Genomic DNA, 15,516 nt, shown 5'->3' with positions numbered 1-15,516 from the left:
GCCCCGGACCAGCACAGCACCCGGATCACCGGGAACCGGCTTCACCGGATCCATCTCCGCCGGAACGATTGACTCGAACATACATTCGACTCTACCGGGGTGTGGTGGAGGGCACAACACATATTGTTGGCTGTGGAGAAACCACCGTTTTGCCCACGCGGGTGCGATTGTTCGACTCCACAGCCTGTCTCGACATTCATACACGGCAACCCGATTTGATGCCGCACGACCGAGCCCAATGCCGCAAAAAATGCGCCCTGTCGCTTCCCCGTCCTCGGGGAGTGGGGTTAGGTCAACGTCCAGGAGCGCTTGGACAGGCCAAACCAGAAGCCGTCGATAGCAGTCTTCGCTACAATTCCTCCTGAACCGTAAGCGGCGCCGAGTGCTACATATAGCGGCGCCCAGTGTTCGCTGCGCGGGTGGGCTTCCTGGGCTGCGGGCGCCTTATTGAGGAAGTCCAAAATCGAGTCCACATCGCCGCGGGCCATCGCTTCTTCTGCCCAATGGTCGAATTCACTTGAGGCGGCCGGCGGTGTGGTGTCAGGGCCGGCGGCAGGATTGAACCAGCGCAGATTATGTGTGGTGAAGCCTGAGCCGACGATCAGAGTGCCGCGGTCGCGTAAGGGTGCCAAGGATTTGCCGAGCTCAAAGAGTCCCTGCGGGTCGAGTGTCGGCATGGACATCTGGACCACCGGCACATCGGCATTCGGGAACATCTCCACCAGCGGGACATATGCGCCGTGGTCCAGCCCGCGGGTTTCATCTTGTTCGACGTGGTGGCCGCGGTCTCCGACGAGCCTGGCCACCTCTCCGGCGAGTTCGGGCGCCAGTGGCGCGTCGTACGTGACGTCGTAGTACTTCTGCGGGAAACCCCAAAAGTCGTATACCAGTCCGGTCTTTTGCTGGGTGGCGCTCAGTGTCACCGGGGCGTTCTCCCAATGTGCCGACACCATCAGGATGTCCTTTGGCTTTTCAAAAGTGCCCGACCAGTCGGCGAGCTGGGTGGTCCAGCGCTCATCGTCGGCAAGCGGGGGAGCGCCATGGCTGAGGAACAGGACCGGAGGCTGGGTCATCGTTTGCGTCATGAATCCATCGTATCGGCCTTTACTTGAAGCTTCAAGTCAATGTCCGATTCAGCTCCTGGGCAGATGAGATCCTGGCCGGAAGCCGGAAGCCGGAAGCCGGAAGCCGGAAGCCGGAAGCCGGAAGCCGGAAGCCGGAAGCGAGGAGCCCGTCTGGCCTTCTTGCTCCCAGCAGATGAATTAGGGGCGGGAGCCGTCGGCAGAGGACTCCGATTGCTGGACGACGAGGGTTTCCCGACCGAAAAAGAGCCAGAACAGGGCCGTGATGATGGTTACGCAGCCGGTGACTGCGAAGGCCCAGCCATAATCCAGCCTGTCTGCCAAGGCACCCGCGAGCACGGGCCCGACGATGGCACCGGCGTCTGTAGACATCTGGAACACCGCGAGAACTTTTCCGCCGCTGCGTTGATTGCCGATGATATCCGCCACGGCTGCCTGCTGGGCAGGTCCGAGCAGCCCTGATCCGAAACCAGCGATCACGGATACAGCGACGAACACCGGGACCGAGTCTGTAAACCCGATGGCGGCGATCGCCAGGCCTGCAACGGCAAGTCCGGAAATCACCAGTGGCCGGCGTCCCAAAGTGTCAGAGAGCTTACCCGAAAATGTGAGCGCCAGGGCGTTGCCCACGGCGAACACTGCCAGGGCCAGCCCGGCGGTTTCCGGCCCCGCGCCCAGGACGGCGCCCGCAAAGAGCGGGATCAACGACATGCGGACGCCGAACGTGGCCCAGCCATTGGCAAAGGCGGATGCGATGGCCGCCCGATACCCAGGATCCTTCATTGCTTCGCCCAGCGGCATCGGCTGGATAGGGGAGTCCGTGCCGTCTGCGGAGCTGCGCTCCGGCTTTTTCAGCATGACAGCGACGACGGCGGCAGCGACCAGAAGTGCGACGGCGTAAACCACGAAGGGGACCCGCAAACCGAGCCCGGCCAACAGTCCGCCTACAACGGGCCCGAGGATGCCGCCCATCAGGAACGTTGAAGCGTAGAGGCCGGAGACGCGTCCCCGGCTGTCAGGCGGCGCGAGCCGGAGGATTAGCGCGGTGGCGGAAACGGTGAACATGGTGGAACCCAGGCCGCCGAGCCCGCGGAACAGCAGCAGCTGCCAGTAGCCCTGCGCCAGGGCACAGGCGCCGGTAGAGGCGGCGACGATCAGCAGTCCGGTCAGGTAGACCCGTCGTTCGCCCCAGCGGCCCACCAGTGCCCCGCCCGCCGGGGCGAAGATCAGCCGGGTGAAGGCAAAAACGCTGACAATGATGGACGCGGCAGCGACGCCGACGTCAAAACTGGCAGCGAACTGCGGCAGTACCGGAGCCACGAGGCCGTAACCCAGCGCGATCACGAAGGCGGCTGCCACCAGTACTTTGATATCGCGGGGGATAGGAGTGGGGCGCTGGCGCGGCGGCCGGGGGCGGGCGGGCTCGGCCGAGGAGCGGGCCGAGCGGCGGAAGAGGGGCATGGCATCAAGCCTATCCGCGGTGCGAAACATGAATGAAACATGGCCGTGACACCGGATTTACGGTGGCCTCGTCCTTGTAACGCAGCTGAAACGAAGCGCCAGACAGGCGGAAACAATCGACCGGCAATCTGGATACCAGATGCGGGATGGGCCCGCCTCGGACGAGAGGACGCGAAAATGGATCTGTCAGCAGGTCACGTCTGGGTGATGATTTCCGCGGCACTGGTGCTGCTCATGACGCCAGGCCTTGCATTCTTCTACGGCGGCATGACCCGTGCAAAAGCCGCCCTGAACATGATGATGATGAGCTTCATTTCCATCGGCCTGGTCGCCGTCGTCTGGGTTCTGTGGGGTTACTCCATGAGCGGCGGCGAGGGGATCGTCCAGCTCTTCGGTAACCCGTTCGCGGCGTTCGGCATGCAGACACTGCTGGACACGGAGGACCTGATCGGCGCCGGCTACGGAGCTACCTTCGCGATCATCACCGTGGCACTCATTTCCGGAGCCATCGCCGACCGCGCGAAGTTCGGCGCATGGGCAGTCTTCGTTCCGGTGTGGGTCACTCTGGTGTACTGCCCGCTGGCCTTCATGGTGTGGGGCGGCGGCCTCCTGAGCGCAGAAGGTGCTGTCGGCAGCTGGGCAGGAGAAGCCATCGACTTCGCCGGCGGCACCGTGGTCCACATCAATGCCGGCATCGCTGGCCTGGTCCTGGCCCTGATCCTGGGCAAGCGTAAAGGGTTCGGCAAGGATCCGGCGCAGCGACCGCACAACATCCCGTTCGTCATGCTCGGTGCCGCCCTGCTGTGGTTCGGCTGGTTCGGATTCAACGGTGGCGCCGCCGGTACTGCGGAGGAAGCGGGGCTCATCTGGGTCAACACCATGGTGGCACCCGGCGCCGCGATGCTCGCCTGGCTCGTCGTCGAGCGCATCCGTGACGGTCGGCCGACGTCCCTGGGCGCCGCTTCCGGCGTCGTCGCCGGCTTGGTAGCGATCACACCGGCCTGCGCGAATGTCTCTCCCCTCGGCGCCATCGGGCTCGGCGTCGTTGCCGGTGCGCTGGCAGCCCTCGCCGTGGGGCTGAAGTACAAGTTCGGCTATGACGACTCCCTGGATGTCGTTGGCGTCCACCTCGTCGCCGGACTGGTCGGCACGCTGGCCCTTGGCTTTGTTGCCCTCCCCGTGGACGGGGCCGGCGGCGGGCTGTTCTACGGCGGCGGTCCCGCCCAGCTAGGGGCCCAGACGGTGGCAGCGGTTGTCTCCGTTGCGTTCACCGCGATCATGACGATTGTCATCGGTCTGGCAGTGCACAAGACGATTGGCTTCCGCGTCACGGAGGACCAGGAGGTCATCGGCGTGGACCTGACGCAGCACGCCGAAACCGCGTACGAGTTCGGCGGGCTGGGCACCGGAGGCACTTTCGTGCCGCATCCGGCCACGGACCGCAGCGCGCACATCAAGGAAGAGGTCAAGGCATGAAACTGGTAACCGCTATTATCCGTCCCGAGAAGCTCGACGAGGTCCGCGGCAGCCTGGAAAGTTACGGCGTGCAGGGACTCACAGTCAGCCAGGCCAGCGGTTACGGCCGCCAGCGGGGCCACACCGAGGTATACCGCGGCGCTGAATACACCGTCGATCTGCTGCAGAAGGTACGAGTGGAGGTCCTGGTCGCCAACGAATGGGCCAACGACATCGTGGATGTCCTCGTTGCCACAGCCAACACCGGCCATGCCGGCGACGGCAAAGTATGGCTTATCGACGTCGAAGAAGCCGTGCGGGTGCGCACAGGCGAGCGCGGGGAAGCCGCTATCTAGCAGGACAGGAAAGCTCTCACTGCACCTCCGGGAGCTGGAACCGAATCATCGGATCCGGCCTTCGGAGGTGCAGTTCTGTGTGAGCCGTACCCTCCGGCTCAGGCTTCGCCGTCCACCGTCCGCATCGGCGTGTCGTCCCGCGATGTTTCCCAGCCAGCCGGTCCGCTCGATCCCGCTGCGTACTCCTCCAGCGGCACTTCGTTGGCCTCCCATGCTTTCAGTACCGGTTCGACAATCCGCCAGCAATCCTCCGCAATGTCCCCGCGGACCGAGAGCATCGGGTCACCGGTCAGGATGCCGTCCAGGACTTCGCCGTACGGCAGCAGATCTGCGGAGTGCAGGTTGGTCTCCATCACCTCGCGGTCGAGCGTGAAGATGTCCCCCGGCCCGTTGACATCGATCTCCAACCGCAGGGTATCGGGGCCGAAGCCGATCCGCAGGCGCGTGGGTGCATCCACGCCCTTGAAGCCGGTGGGCAGATGATTGACCGGTTTGAAGGTGACGATGGCTTCCTTTTGCTTCTTACCCAATGCTTTGCCCGAACGCAGGATAAACGGGACGCCGGTCCAGCGGCTGTTGTTGATCGACACCTCGATCTCCGCCAGCGTCTCCGTGTTCCGCGCGGGATCGATCCCCTCTTCGGCCACGTAGTCGGGGATCTTCCGGCCCTCCACCTCGCCGGCCGTGTACCGGGCGCGGCGCGTGCTTTTCGCGAAGTCCGGCTTGACCGAACTGGCACGCAGAACGCTGCCGATGTGGTCGCGCAGGTCCCGCTCGTGCAACGTGGCCGGGGCGTTCAGCGCTATGAGCGCCATGATCTGCAGCAGGTGGCTCTGGATCATGTCCCGCAGGGCGCCGGCATTGTCGTAGTACCGTGCCCGTCCTTCCAGCGCCAGCGACTCGTCGTAGAAGATTTCGACCTTCTGCACATGCTCATTGCTGAACAGCGGCTCGAGCAGCCGGTTGGCAAAGCGCAGGCCCAGGATGTTGAACACGGTGGCTTTGCCCAGGAAATGGTCCACACGGTGGATGTGGTCCTCGGGCACCAGCCGGAGCAGCGTCCCGTTCAGCGAGGCGGCCGAGACGCGGCTGGAGCCGAACGGCTTCTCCATCACCAGGCGCGTGCCTTCGGGCACGTCCTCGGGCTTGAGCACCTCGCAGGCCTGCTGGCTGACGGCCGGCGGTAAAGCAAAATAGACCGCTGCCGGTCCCTTGACCGAGCCGAGCAGTTCCGCCAGAGCACCCTCGGCCGTCACGTCCACCGTGTGGTACTCGGTGTTTTCCTGTACTTTGCGCAGTTCCCGCAGTCCGGCGTCGTTAGCGCCCTGGGTGCAGGACCCGAAGGCTTCGTCGACGCGTCCGCGCCACCGGTCCTGGTCCCAGTCGTCGGATCCCGCGCCGACGAGGCTCAGGCCCTGGGTCCGCCCTTGGGCGATGAGCTTTCCGAGTCCGGGCAGCAGCAGCCGTCCGGTCAGGTCCCCGGAAGCACCCAAAATGAGCAAGGTCCGGATTTCCACGTCTCCGCCGGTGGTTTCTGCGGATTCTGTCCCGGTTGAGGTCTGTTCGGCAGTCACCTTTCCTACCTTGCCATCTATGGCGCCCGATGTCGCCGGTTCGTTACCGTCAAGCGCGGTCCGGTCGCCGTCGTCGTTCCGGAATTGGGACATAGCCCGCCCGCAGTTGCTACCCTAGATAGTTGAACTCCGGCGCGGCCGGGGACTGTGAGCCTAGATCGACGAAAGAAGTACACGGCGCGTGTTCAATTCACTCTCTGACCGGTTGGCCTCGACCTTCAAGAATCTGCGCGGCAAGGGACGTCTCTCGGAGGCGGATGTCGACGCCACTGTCCGCGAGATCCGGCGTGCCCTGCTGGACGCGGACGTCGCCGTACCGGTGGTGCGTGAATTCGCCGCGCACGTCAAGGAGCGTGCGCTCGGCGAGGAAGTTTCCGGTGCGCTGAACCCGGGCCAGCAGGTCGTCAAGATCGTCAACGACGAACTTGTCAACATCCTTGGCGGTGAAACCCGGCGCATCCGCCTGGCCAAGAACCCGCCCACCGTGATCATGCTGGCCGGTCTGCAGGGTGCGGGTAAGACCACGCTTGCCGGCAAGCTCTCCAAGTGGCTCAAGGGACAGGGGCACAGCCCGCTGCTGGTCGCCGCTGACCTCCAGCGGCCCAACGCCGTCACCCAGCTGCAGGTCAACGGCCAGCGCGCGGGCGTGCCCGTCTTCGCGCCGCACCCGGGCGTGCAGTCCGAATTTGAATCCGCCACGGGCGATCCGGTCGCCGTCGCCCGCCAGGGTGTCGAGGAAGCCCGCCAGAAGCTGCACGACGTTGTCATTGTGGACACCGCCGGCCGCCTCGGTGTGGACTCGGAAATGATGCAGCAGGCCGCGGACATCCGCGCAGCGATCAACCCGGACGAGGTCCTCTTCGTCATCGACGCCATGATCGGCCAGGACGCGGTCAACACCGCGCAGGCGTTCAACGAAGGCGTGAACTTTACCGGCGTCGTGCTTTCAAAGCTCGACGGCGATGCCCGCGGCGGTGCCGCCCTCTCCGTTGCGTCCGTGACCGGCAAGCCCGTCATGTTTGCCTCCACCGGTGAGAACCTGGACGATTTCGAAATCTTCCACCCGGACCGGATGGCCAACCGCATCCTGGACATGGGCGACATCCTCTCCCTGATCGAGCAGGCGGAGAAGTCCTGGGACAAGGGCGAAGCCGAGCGCATGGCGCAGAAGTTCGCCGACCAGGAAGACTTCACGCTCGATGACTTCCTCGCGCAGATGCAGCAGATCCGCAAGATGGGATCGATGAAGAAGATGCTGATGATGATGCCCGGCGCCGCCGGCATGCGTCAGCAGCTGGAGAACTTCGACGAGCGCGAAATCGACCGCGTCGAAGCCATTGTCCGCTCCATGACCCCGCACGAGCGGGTCGCGCCGAAGATCATCAACGGCTCCCGCCGCGCGCGCATCGCCAGGGGGTCGGGTGTCCACGTCTCCGAAGTCAACGGACTGCTGGAGCGGTTCGGCCAGGCCCAGAAGATGATGAAGAAGATGGCCCAGGGTGGCGGCATCCCGGGCATGCCCGGCATGGCTGGCCCGGGCGGCTTCAGCGGTGGTGCCCGTAAAGGCAAGCAGGTCTCGAAGGGCAAGAAGAAGGCGCGTTCGGGAAATCCGGCCAAGGCCGCGCAGGAACTGCGTGAAGCCGAGGAGCGCCGCGCCAACGCCAAAAAGGCACTGCCCACCGGCGCAGCCTTCGGCCAGCAGCAGGAAGACTTCGACCCGTCCGCACTGAACCTGCCCAAGGGGTTCGAAAAGTTCCTGGGCAAGTAGGCTCGCCGCGGTCCGAGCCGGCACCGGCCGGACCACGGGAGCATACCGTTCCGCATCCTGGTAAGAGTTGGGGCTTCTACGAAGGGCTTTTGTGAGCAGGCACGATCTGAGTGGATTCTATGGTTCCCAATGGAAGCGCCCTGCCAACGTGGCGGTGGTGGTACGCACCGTCAGCGGTTCCATTCTGCTCAACCCTGACGCCGACGGTCATGCATCATTGCCGGCCGGGATGGTGAGATCGGGGGAGGACCCGCGCTCAACGGCTGGACGAGTTCTGCAGGCAACCTCGCTGTCGCTGCCGCTGGGACGCATTTTGGCTATTGATTACCAGCAGACGCCGGCCTCCCCGGCGGAAGCCATCACCTTTATTTACGACGGCGGGACCTACGACGGCGGTTCGCTCGCCGCTGTGGCGGGCGGGCAGGCCGAGTTCCTTGCGGCGGACCTGGCGCTGGCCGGGCTGGGCCGTCCCCAGTCGGCCCAGCTGAAAGCCGCCCTCGACGCTCATGAGCTGCTCTCGGTGCTGGAGCTGCGGGACGGGCAGCGGATCGATACGGTCCAGCGGCACGTGCCGCCACGCGAGCTGCTTCCGGACTTCGACGCCACCATCAGCTCCGGATCCTAGACTGCCCTTATGCAGCGCAGCAGCCCCAAGCCCCGTGTGGTTTTTGTGCACGGAACCGGTCGCTTCGGCATCGCCGCGTGGCCGTACCAACACCGTCTCGCCAGCGCCTACGACTGCCTGTTTGTCCGGCGGCACGGATTCGCTCCGGATACCGCTCCACAACGGACGGACTTCCGTGCAGATATGGACATAGTGGTGGAAAACCTTGGCGACGGCGGTCATCTCGTCGCGCATTCCCAAGGGGCCGTTGCGGCGATGATGGCGGCGGTGGAAAGGCCGGAACTGGTGGCCTCCCTGACCCTGTTCGAACCTGCGTGTTTGTCGCTGACTGCGGACCTGCCGGCAACAAAGGCGCACCGGAAGCGGCTGGAGCCCCTGTTCGCCGCGAGGGACGAGCTGGACGATGAGCAGTACCACCATGAATTCTCGCGCCTCGTCCTTGGCGCGGCGGCGAAACCCCTGGCCTCGGCCGCGGACCGCGTGCAGGCCAGCCGGCTCCGGCTGCAGGATCCGCCCTGGACCGCCCCGCTGCACATCGTTCCCGGCGTCCGCACTCTCGTCGTGACCGGTGGTTGGGAGCCGCTCTATGAAGAGGTCGCGGAATATCTGGCTACCACTGGCGCGGTGCATCGCCATGCGGCCAACAACCACCGCCCGCAGGACACGCCGGAAGGTCATGGGTTGTTGGTCGACTTCCTGGCCGCTGGACAGCCCGGCTAGCGGGACTTGCTAGCGTTGATGCCATGAGTGAATCTTCGTGGGAGCCCATGACCGGTGAACTTTGGTGGCCGTGGCCACTGGACGAGGCTGGCGTAGCGGCCCTGATGCAAGAGATCACGGACCGTTCGCTGCTCGGTGCTTTTGCCGCGGGCCAGCCCGAGGCGGGCCAAACGGTCGTTGAAATGCTTCTCGCTCGAAATGCTGCCGGACGCGTCGCTGTCCTGGACCAGGGCGGCGAAGCCGTTCCGGGCCCCGACTACCGTATGCTCGCCCAAAGTTTCTCGCTGGCCCTTGGCGCTGCGGTGGACATGGATGGCTTCAGCTATCAGGCCCCCGCAGCAGAGGCCGCGTTCCGGCTGGCCGAGGAGCCTGAGCTCGGGGATGCCGGTGCGACAGATGCGGAAGATTCGATGGTGCTGCGCACCGTGCTCGTGGGGCAGATCCGCCACGAGGATCTGATCATGTTTGGCGCGCTGAACCGCGTCGAACTCCGGGTCCTTGAAGACGAAGCCATGCCGGGCCGCTCTGTGGTGTTTGTGGAAGGGGAAGCCGCACCCGGGCTCTACAACTGGCCGGCCGAAACCAAGCCATTGGTCGCGCTAATGAATCTGGACGGACTGCGAGCCGTTGAAGTTTGGCTTCCCGGTGCCGTGCACGACCCGCGCAACAATTTCTGGCACGCCTGGCAGCCGCAGCCCAAACCGTTCGCCACTACCGATAAGGCTTCGGCGGAAGCCCTGCGATTGCTCGGAACATTGGTCCGTTCCACCGAACCGAGCACCACCGGCATCGCCCAAGCCTTCGATCTTGATGCTGAAGGGGAGTCCCGGCTCAGGGACCTGCTGCAGGGGCCGGAGGACGGCGCGATCCTGGCCCGGACAGCGGTGTCCCTGGGGCTGCCGGAACTGGCGGGCCGGCTGGCCGAAGCGCCGGTGGCTGCCGTGGGACAGCCGGTCACGGTGATGGCCCCGCTGCCGATGCCCAAGGCCTTGCTCGAAGTCATCGCTACTCCCACCTCCGGACGTTCTCCCTTCGCTAAATGGCACCGGACCGTGCTGGCGCATCCGGAACTGCTGGCCGGAAGTGCGGCCGTGGCGGCCGGCGCTGCAGCAGTCCTCTTCCGCGCCGCGGCCAGGCAAAGGAGCCCTCGCAACGGAATCATGCGCGCGGGAGCGCTGTCGCTGGTAACGGAGGCAGCAGGCGAGCTCGTCTTCTACAGCTTCCTCAAGTCCCGGCGCAACCGCCGTCGCTAATCTTGCACCGAGGGGCCGTTGCCCGCCGGGATCATGCGGGAACTGGGCAGCCCCGCCACAGGGACTGGAATAAACGTGAAGCTTCAAGTATTCTTATATACATGAACTTTCAAGCAAAAAACCAGGATCTGTTGACAGGCGACCTCTCCATGGGCACCGTAATGCTCAAGGTGGGGGACATGGCCAACATGACCAAGTACTACCAGAACGCGCTGGGCTTGGATCCTGTGGCGGAAGGTCTCGGCGGTGTGTATCTGGGCCGCGGCTCCACGCCGCTGGTCCACCTGGCGCCCGCCGCCGGGCTCCAGTTGCCGTCGCGCGGCGAGGCGGGACTGTTCCATACGGCATTCCTTTTCGACAGCCAGTCGGACCTTGCCGCTACTGTCGCCTCTGCGGCCCAAACGGACCCCACGCGTTTCGTTGGCAGCGCCGATCACTTGGTGAGCGAAGCCTTCTACTTCACCGATCCCGAGGGCAACGGCATCGAGCTGTACTACGACCGGCCCCGCGAACGGTGGGAATGGAACGAGACGGCCACGGGCAAGGAAGTCCACATGGACAGTCTGGCCTTGAACCCCCAGTCCTACCTGCAGAGCCACCTCACCGAGGACTCCGTCCGCAAGCAGCACGACGCCGGCGCGGCCATCGGCCACGTCCACCTGCAGGTCGGCGACACCTCGGTGGCGGAGCAGTTCTACGTCAACACCCTCGGATTCGAGCGCACGGCCGGCTGGCACGGCCAGGCCTTGTTTGTCTCCGCCGGCGGCTACCACCACCACATGGCGATGAACGTGTGGAACAGCCGCGGCGCTGGCCCGCGTAAGGACACCCTCGGCCTGGGGGAGGTGCTGATCCATGTTCCGAACGACGACGAGGTCGGCGCCCTGGCCCAGCGGCTTGCCAGTGCCGGTGTCAGCCATCATCACACCGGTGCCGAGCTTCGGTTTGAGGATCCCTGGCGCAACCAGCTGCGCGTCGCCGTCTCCTGATACCGCGCAGTTTGGCCGCGGCCCCGCGCAGGATAGGCTGAAACCAAATGCATCCAATCCGAGGCGGAGGCGCTATGTCCGGAATTACTGAAGTTTTTGTGGCCACCCACGACGCGGCGGTGCAGCGCGCCGCTGCGCTTGATAAAGCGCTGGAGGCTATTGGCGAAGACGGCGCCCAGGTGGAGATTCCGGATGCTCCGCACACGCGGATCAATGGCATTACCGATTGGGAAATCGAACGGTTGGGCCAGCTGGCAGGGCAGGCGGTCCATTCCGTCGGCGAGGACGAACTGGCAATTGCCGACGTCGCCAGCGAGACCCTCTATGTCGCGCCGGAGTCGATGGTCCGCGCCTTGGCCGACCTGCTGGCCGAAACGTCCGACGACGGCGCCCCCGTCCTGCCCGACGTCGCCGCCGCGTGGGCGTCCGAAGAAGACATGCCGCTCAGCGGGGACGCCGCAGTGGAGTCGGTCAAGCGGATCGGCGAACTCGCTGCGGATGCTGCGGAAGACGGCCGCCAGCAGCTCTACGTCTGGAGCGGTACCGAATCCGTCTGACCGGCATTCGTAGCCGCTCGCACCGGTCCGGGAAGTCGAGTCGCGCGGATTGGGCTGTATCTGGCACAATAGACAGGTACTCGATCTGCGCGGCCCCTCTCTCCGCGCAAGTATCTTGTCCTTTGAACCCCAACCACGGCCCGCCCCACGGGTGCAGACATACGGGTTCGCCCATTTTCAGAACCAGGAGTGACCACAAAAGTGGCCGTAAAGATTCGCCTTAAGCGCCTCGGCAAGAAGTTCTCAGCCCACTACCGAATCGTTGTCATGGATGCCCGCGCCAAGCGCGACGGCCGTGCCATCGAGGAGATCGGACTGTACCGCCCCACCGAGGAGCCGTCGTACATCGACATCAAGTCCGACCGTGCACAGTACTGGCTTGGCGTAGGCGCCCAGCCGTCCGAGCAGGTTGCCGCCCTGCTCAAGATCACCGGTGACTGGCAGAAGTTCAAGGGTATTGAGGGCCAGGAAGGCACGCTCAAGACCAAGGCTCCCAAGGAAGCTTTCGCTGCTCCCGAGAAGGAGTCCGTGATCATCCCCGAGGCCATCACCCCGAAGGCCAAGAAGGAAGAGGCCGCCGACGAAGCCGCTGCAGAAGCACCGGCTGAAGAGTCTGCCGACGAAACCGCAAAGGCTGAGTAAATGCTGGCTGAAGCGCTCGAACACCTGGTCCGTGGCATCGTTGACCGTCCCGAGGACGTCAAGGTCATGGTAAAGACCAACCGCCGCTCAGACATTATTGAGGTGCGGGTCCACCAGGATGATTTGGGCCGCGTCATTGGCCGTCAGGGCCGCACTGCACGCGCACTGCGCACCGTCATCGCCGCACTGGCCGGTGGCGAGCAGGTCCGCGTGGATGTAGTGGATACTGACCGCCGCCGCTGAGCACGCTTCACATTAGTCATCGCATCCGGCCCCGCACCAGATAATGGTGTGTGGGCCGGATGTTTTTGTGCCCGATTTTCTACCCTCAGACGTAGTTCGACAGGAGATTCCATGCAGGTCCAGGTTGCGCGGATTGGCAAACCCCACGGCATACGAGGCGAGGTCACTGTCCAGGTGATGACCGATGCACCGGAGGAACGCTTCGTTCCGGGCACCGCCTTTGTCGTTGAGCCGGCGCGATTGGGGCCGTTGACGGTTGAATCGGCCCGTTGGAACAAGGACATCCTGCTGCTGGGCTTTGCGGAAGTGGTTGACCGGAACGGGGCCGAGGAGCTCCGCGGCGCCAAGCTGTTCGTCGATACGGAAGACGTCGACGACGATGAAGACGCCTGGTACGAACACGAGCTGGTCGGACTGCGGGTGCTGGTGAATGGACAGGAAGTCGGCAAGGTCGCCGCCCTGAACACCCTTCCCGCCCAGGACCTCCTGGTCGTCACTGCAGCCAACGGCGACGAAGTCCTGGTTCCGTTCGTTGAACAGATTGTCCCCGAAGTCGACGTAGAGGCCGGCTTCATCCGCGTCACCCCGCCCGCAGGTCTTTTCGAACTCAACTCGGCCGAGAGCCAAAGCACCCCCGACGACGGCGAGGGGGAGCGCTAAGTGCGCATCGACGTCGTTAGCATTTTTCCCGAATATCTGGCTGCCCTGGAGCTTTCCCTGATCGGCAAGGCGCGCCAGGACGGCCTGCTGCAGCTGGACGTGCACGACCTGCGGGAGTTCACGACGGACAAACACCGCACGGTGGATGACACGCCGTACGGCGGCGGCGCCGGCATGGTGATGAAGCCCGAACCCTGGGCGCAGGCCCTCGAATCCGTGCTGCCCGCGGACGAATCCCGCCGCCCCGTGCTGATCGTGCCGTCTCCGGCGGGTGAAGTGTTCACGCAGGCGGCCGCCCATGAGCTTGCGGAGGAAGAGCACCTGGTCTTTGCTTGCGGCCGGTACGAAGGCATCGACGAGCGGGTGCTGGACTGGGCCGAGGAGAAATTTACCGTCCGGCCGATGAGTCTGGGGGACTATGTCCTCAACGGCGGGGAAGTGGCCGTTCTCGCGATGGTGGAGGCCATCGGACGCCTGATTCCGGGTGTGGTGGGTAACCCGGAGTCCCTGGTCGAGGAATCGCACTCCGACGGCCTGCTCGAGTACCCCGTCTACACCAAGCCTTCGCAGTGGCGGGACAAAGAGGTTCCCGAGGTGCTGCTCAGCGGCAACCATGCCAGGATCGCCCGGTTTCGGCGCGATGAGCAACTGCTGCGCACTCTCCGCCGTCGCCCGGACCTGATTGCGCGGCTGGATCCCGGCACGCTGGACAAGGCGGACAAGGCCTTGCTCGACAGCCAGGGCTACACCGTTTCGGCCACCGGCGTCGCGCCGCGCCCAGCCAGCCGCTGACCCAGCCGGCTCAATTGGCGGTGCCGGCAGCGGTGTGGCAAAATGAAGACTTGTGTTTGCTGGGTTCACGCCTGCCACAGGGGGCGTAGAGCCAACAGCCAGACACACCGGCGTGCCATTTCCGGATGCGCCGGTCTATCAGATCTTTCGGTATTGATGGTCCTGCCGCGCGCCGGACCCTCAGGCCGTGACCAAAGTGGATGACCTGTGGCGTTCACCAGGAGTGATAACAATGCACATCCTCGATTCAGTAGACGCCGCTTCACTGCGCAGCGACGTTCCCGAGTTCCGCGCCGGTGACACCGTCAAGGTTCACGTCAACATCATCGAAGGCAAGAACGCCCGTATCCAGGTCTTCCAGGGCTTCGTGATGGGCCGCCAGGGCGACGGCGTCCGCGAGACGTTCACCGTCCGCAAAGTTTCCTTCGGCGTCGGCGTGGAGCGAACCTTCCCGGTTCACTCTCCGATCATCGACAAGATCGAAGTTCTGACCAAGGGTGACGTTCGCCGTGCCAAGCTGTACTACATGCGCGACCGCCACGGCAAGGCTGCCAAGATCAAGGAAAAGCGCGACTTCGGCACTGCCAAGTAGCCTCCCCTTTCTTAGGGCAGCTTGAACTAAGTGGTGCAAGAAATTCCAGTTCCCCGGGCCTCGTCCGGGGAACATGCAAAACGCCGGTCCGGATTCCCGGGCTGGCGTTTTGTCTTAGCTGTGCTCGCCGCGGCAATCGTGCTCAGCGCCGTGGTGCGCGCTACCCTGATCGACGTTTACTACATCCCCTCGGATTCGATGGAGCCCCTGCTGGATACCGGAGACCGGGTACTGGTCTCCCGAACTGATTATGCCTATGGACCCATCGAGCGGGGCGACCTGGTGGTTTTCGACGGCCGCGGCTCCTTTGCGCCCTTCGACAGCGGGAACCCCGCCTACGTGGACGCGCTGCTTGGACTGGGGCAATGGTTTGGACTCATCGGCAGCGATACGGTTTACGTCAAGCGGGTCATCGGGCTTCCGGGCGACACGGTGGAATGCTGCGCTCCGGACGGCCGGCTAATGATCAACGGGGAAGCGGTGACTGAAGACTATGTGTATCCCGGAGATGCGCCCAGCGAACAGGAGTTCGCGGTTGAGGTGCCGCACGATAGGTTGTGGTTGATGGGGGACCACCGGTCGATCTCAGCAGATTCGCGTGTACTGCTCGGTGCGCCCGGCGGCGGTATGGTTCCCTTGGAAAGGGTAATCGGCAGGCCGATGGAAATCGTGTGGCCGCTGGAACGGTCCGGCCCGCTGGAGCGGACCGCTCTTGGCATCGATCCCGAAACGGACAAAGGAAAGTGA

General features: G+C 64.4%; 17 protein-coding genes. 14 read left to right on the top strand and 3 right to left on the bottom strand.

Translation table 11 applies throughout. The annotated features are described in order from the left end of the window. Positions 1-287: 287 nt before the first annotated feature. Both AC5RWO_RS12495 and AC5RWO_RS12490 read right to left on the bottom strand, forming a co-directional pair. Complete coding sequence (locus AC5RWO_RS12495) at positions 288-1,085, bottom strand: dioxygenase family protein (RefSeq protein WP_498731670.1); 798 nt, start codon at positions 1,083-1,085, stop codon at positions 288-290. A 177-nt stretch (positions 1,086-1,262) separates the two neighbouring features. Next, positions 1,263-2,543 carry an MFS transporter gene (locus AC5RWO_RS12490; RefSeq protein ID WP_498731669.1) on the bottom strand — a complete coding sequence of 427 codons (1,281 nt, stop codon included), beginning with the start codon at positions 2,541-2,543 and terminating at the stop codon, positions 1,263-1,265. Between the two features lie 177 nt (positions 2,544-2,720). Here AC5RWO_RS12490 and AC5RWO_RS12485 point away from each other — a divergent pair, with 177 nt between their 5' ends. Together AC5RWO_RS12485 and AC5RWO_RS12480 are read left to right on the top strand one after the other, a co-directional pair. Further along, a complete protein-coding gene (locus tag AC5RWO_RS12485) occupies positions 2,721-4,019 on the top strand; it encodes an ammonium transporter (protein WP_498731668.1) in 1,299 nt (432 codons plus the stop codon). Next, complete coding sequence (locus AC5RWO_RS12480; RefSeq protein ID WP_498731667.1) at positions 4,016-4,354, top strand: P-II family nitrogen regulator; 339 nt, start codon at positions 4,016-4,018, stop codon at positions 4,352-4,354. Before AC5RWO_RS12485 ends, AC5RWO_RS12480 begins: the two co-directional genes overlap by 4 nt. 98 nt (positions 4,355-4,452) lie before the next feature. On the opposite strand, the gene AC5RWO_RS12475 is transcribed toward AC5RWO_RS12480, so the two are convergent. Next, positions 4,453-6,021 (bottom strand): glucose-6-phosphate dehydrogenase, encoded by a 1,569-nt coding sequence (locus AC5RWO_RS12475; RefSeq protein WP_498731666.1) that lies wholly within the window; start codon positions 6,019-6,021, stop codon positions 4,453-4,455. Between the two features lie 88 nt (positions 6,022-6,109). On the opposite strand from AC5RWO_RS12475, the gene ffh reads away from it, so the two are divergent. The 12 genes from ffh to lepB all read left to right on the top strand — a co-directional run bounded on the left by ffh (position 6,110) and on the right by lepB (position 15,516). Further along, positions 6,110-7,696, top strand: coding sequence for a signal recognition particle protein (gene ffh, locus AC5RWO_RS12470; RefSeq protein ID WP_498731665.1), 1,587 nt, complete (start codon positions 6,110-6,112; stop codon positions 7,694-7,696). Between the two features lie 91 nt (positions 7,697-7,787). Continuing rightward, positions 7,788-8,321, top strand: coding sequence for an NUDIX hydrolase (locus tag AC5RWO_RS12465; RefSeq protein WP_498731664.1), 534 nt, complete (start codon positions 7,788-7,790; stop codon positions 8,319-8,321). 9 nt (positions 8,322-8,330) lie between these two features. After that, the gene (locus tag AC5RWO_RS12460; protein ID WP_498731663.1) at positions 8,331-9,041 is read left to right on the top strand and encodes an alpha/beta fold hydrolase; all 711 of its coding nucleotides are present in this window, start codon (positions 8,331-8,333) and stop codon (positions 9,039-9,041) included. 47 nt (positions 9,042-9,088) lie between these two features. Further along, positions 9,089-10,294, top strand: coding sequence for a hypothetical protein (locus tag AC5RWO_RS12455; RefSeq protein ID WP_498731662.1), 1,206 nt, complete (start codon positions 9,089-9,091; stop codon positions 10,292-10,294). A 101-nt stretch (positions 10,295-10,395) separates the two neighbouring features. After that, the gene (locus AC5RWO_RS12450; RefSeq protein ID WP_498731661.1) at positions 10,396-11,283 is read left to right on the top strand and encodes a VOC family protein; all 888 of its coding nucleotides are present in this window, start codon (positions 10,396-10,398) and stop codon (positions 11,281-11,283) included. Between the two features lie 74 nt (positions 11,284-11,357). Continuing rightward, positions 11,358-11,840, top strand: coding sequence for a hypothetical protein (locus tag AC5RWO_RS12445; protein ID WP_498731660.1), 483 nt, complete (start codon positions 11,358-11,360; stop codon positions 11,838-11,840). A gap of 201 nt (positions 11,841-12,041) precedes the next feature. Then, the gene (gene rpsP / locus AC5RWO_RS12440) at positions 12,042-12,482 is read left to right on the top strand and encodes a 30S ribosomal protein S16 (protein WP_074702046.1); all 441 of its coding nucleotides are present in this window, start codon (positions 12,042-12,044) and stop codon (positions 12,480-12,482) included. Beyond that, entirely contained in the window at positions 12,483-12,725 is a 243-nt protein-coding gene (locus AC5RWO_RS12435) for an RNA-binding protein (RefSeq protein WP_074702047.1), read from the top strand. Between the two features lie 111 nt (positions 12,726-12,836). Beyond that, the gene (rimM, locus tag AC5RWO_RS12430) at positions 12,837-13,385 is read left to right on the top strand and encodes a ribosome maturation factor RimM (RefSeq protein ID WP_498731659.1); all 549 of its coding nucleotides are present in this window, start codon (positions 12,837-12,839) and stop codon (positions 13,383-13,385) included. Beyond that, positions 13,386-14,177: a tRNA (guanosine(37)-N1)-methyltransferase TrmD gene (gene trmD, locus AC5RWO_RS12425; RefSeq protein ID WP_498731658.1), complete on the top strand. Its 792-nt coding sequence runs from the start codon at positions 13,386-13,388 to the stop codon at positions 14,175-14,177. Positions 14,178-14,409: 232 nt separating this feature from the next. Beyond that, complete coding sequence (gene rplS / locus AC5RWO_RS12420; protein ID WP_074702050.1) at positions 14,410-14,769, top strand: 50S ribosomal protein L19; 360 nt, start codon at positions 14,410-14,412, stop codon at positions 14,767-14,769. Positions 14,770-14,889: 120 nt separating this feature from the next. Beyond that, a complete protein-coding gene (gene lepB, locus AC5RWO_RS12415; RefSeq protein WP_498731657.1) occupies positions 14,890-15,516 on the top strand; it encodes a signal peptidase I in 627 nt (208 codons plus the stop codon).

It is taken from the genome of Arthrobacter sp. B055-34, assembly GCF_059090425.1.
Note: the sequence above shows the minus strand (reverse complement) of the source record. Positions and strands in the feature narration are given on the sequence as shown.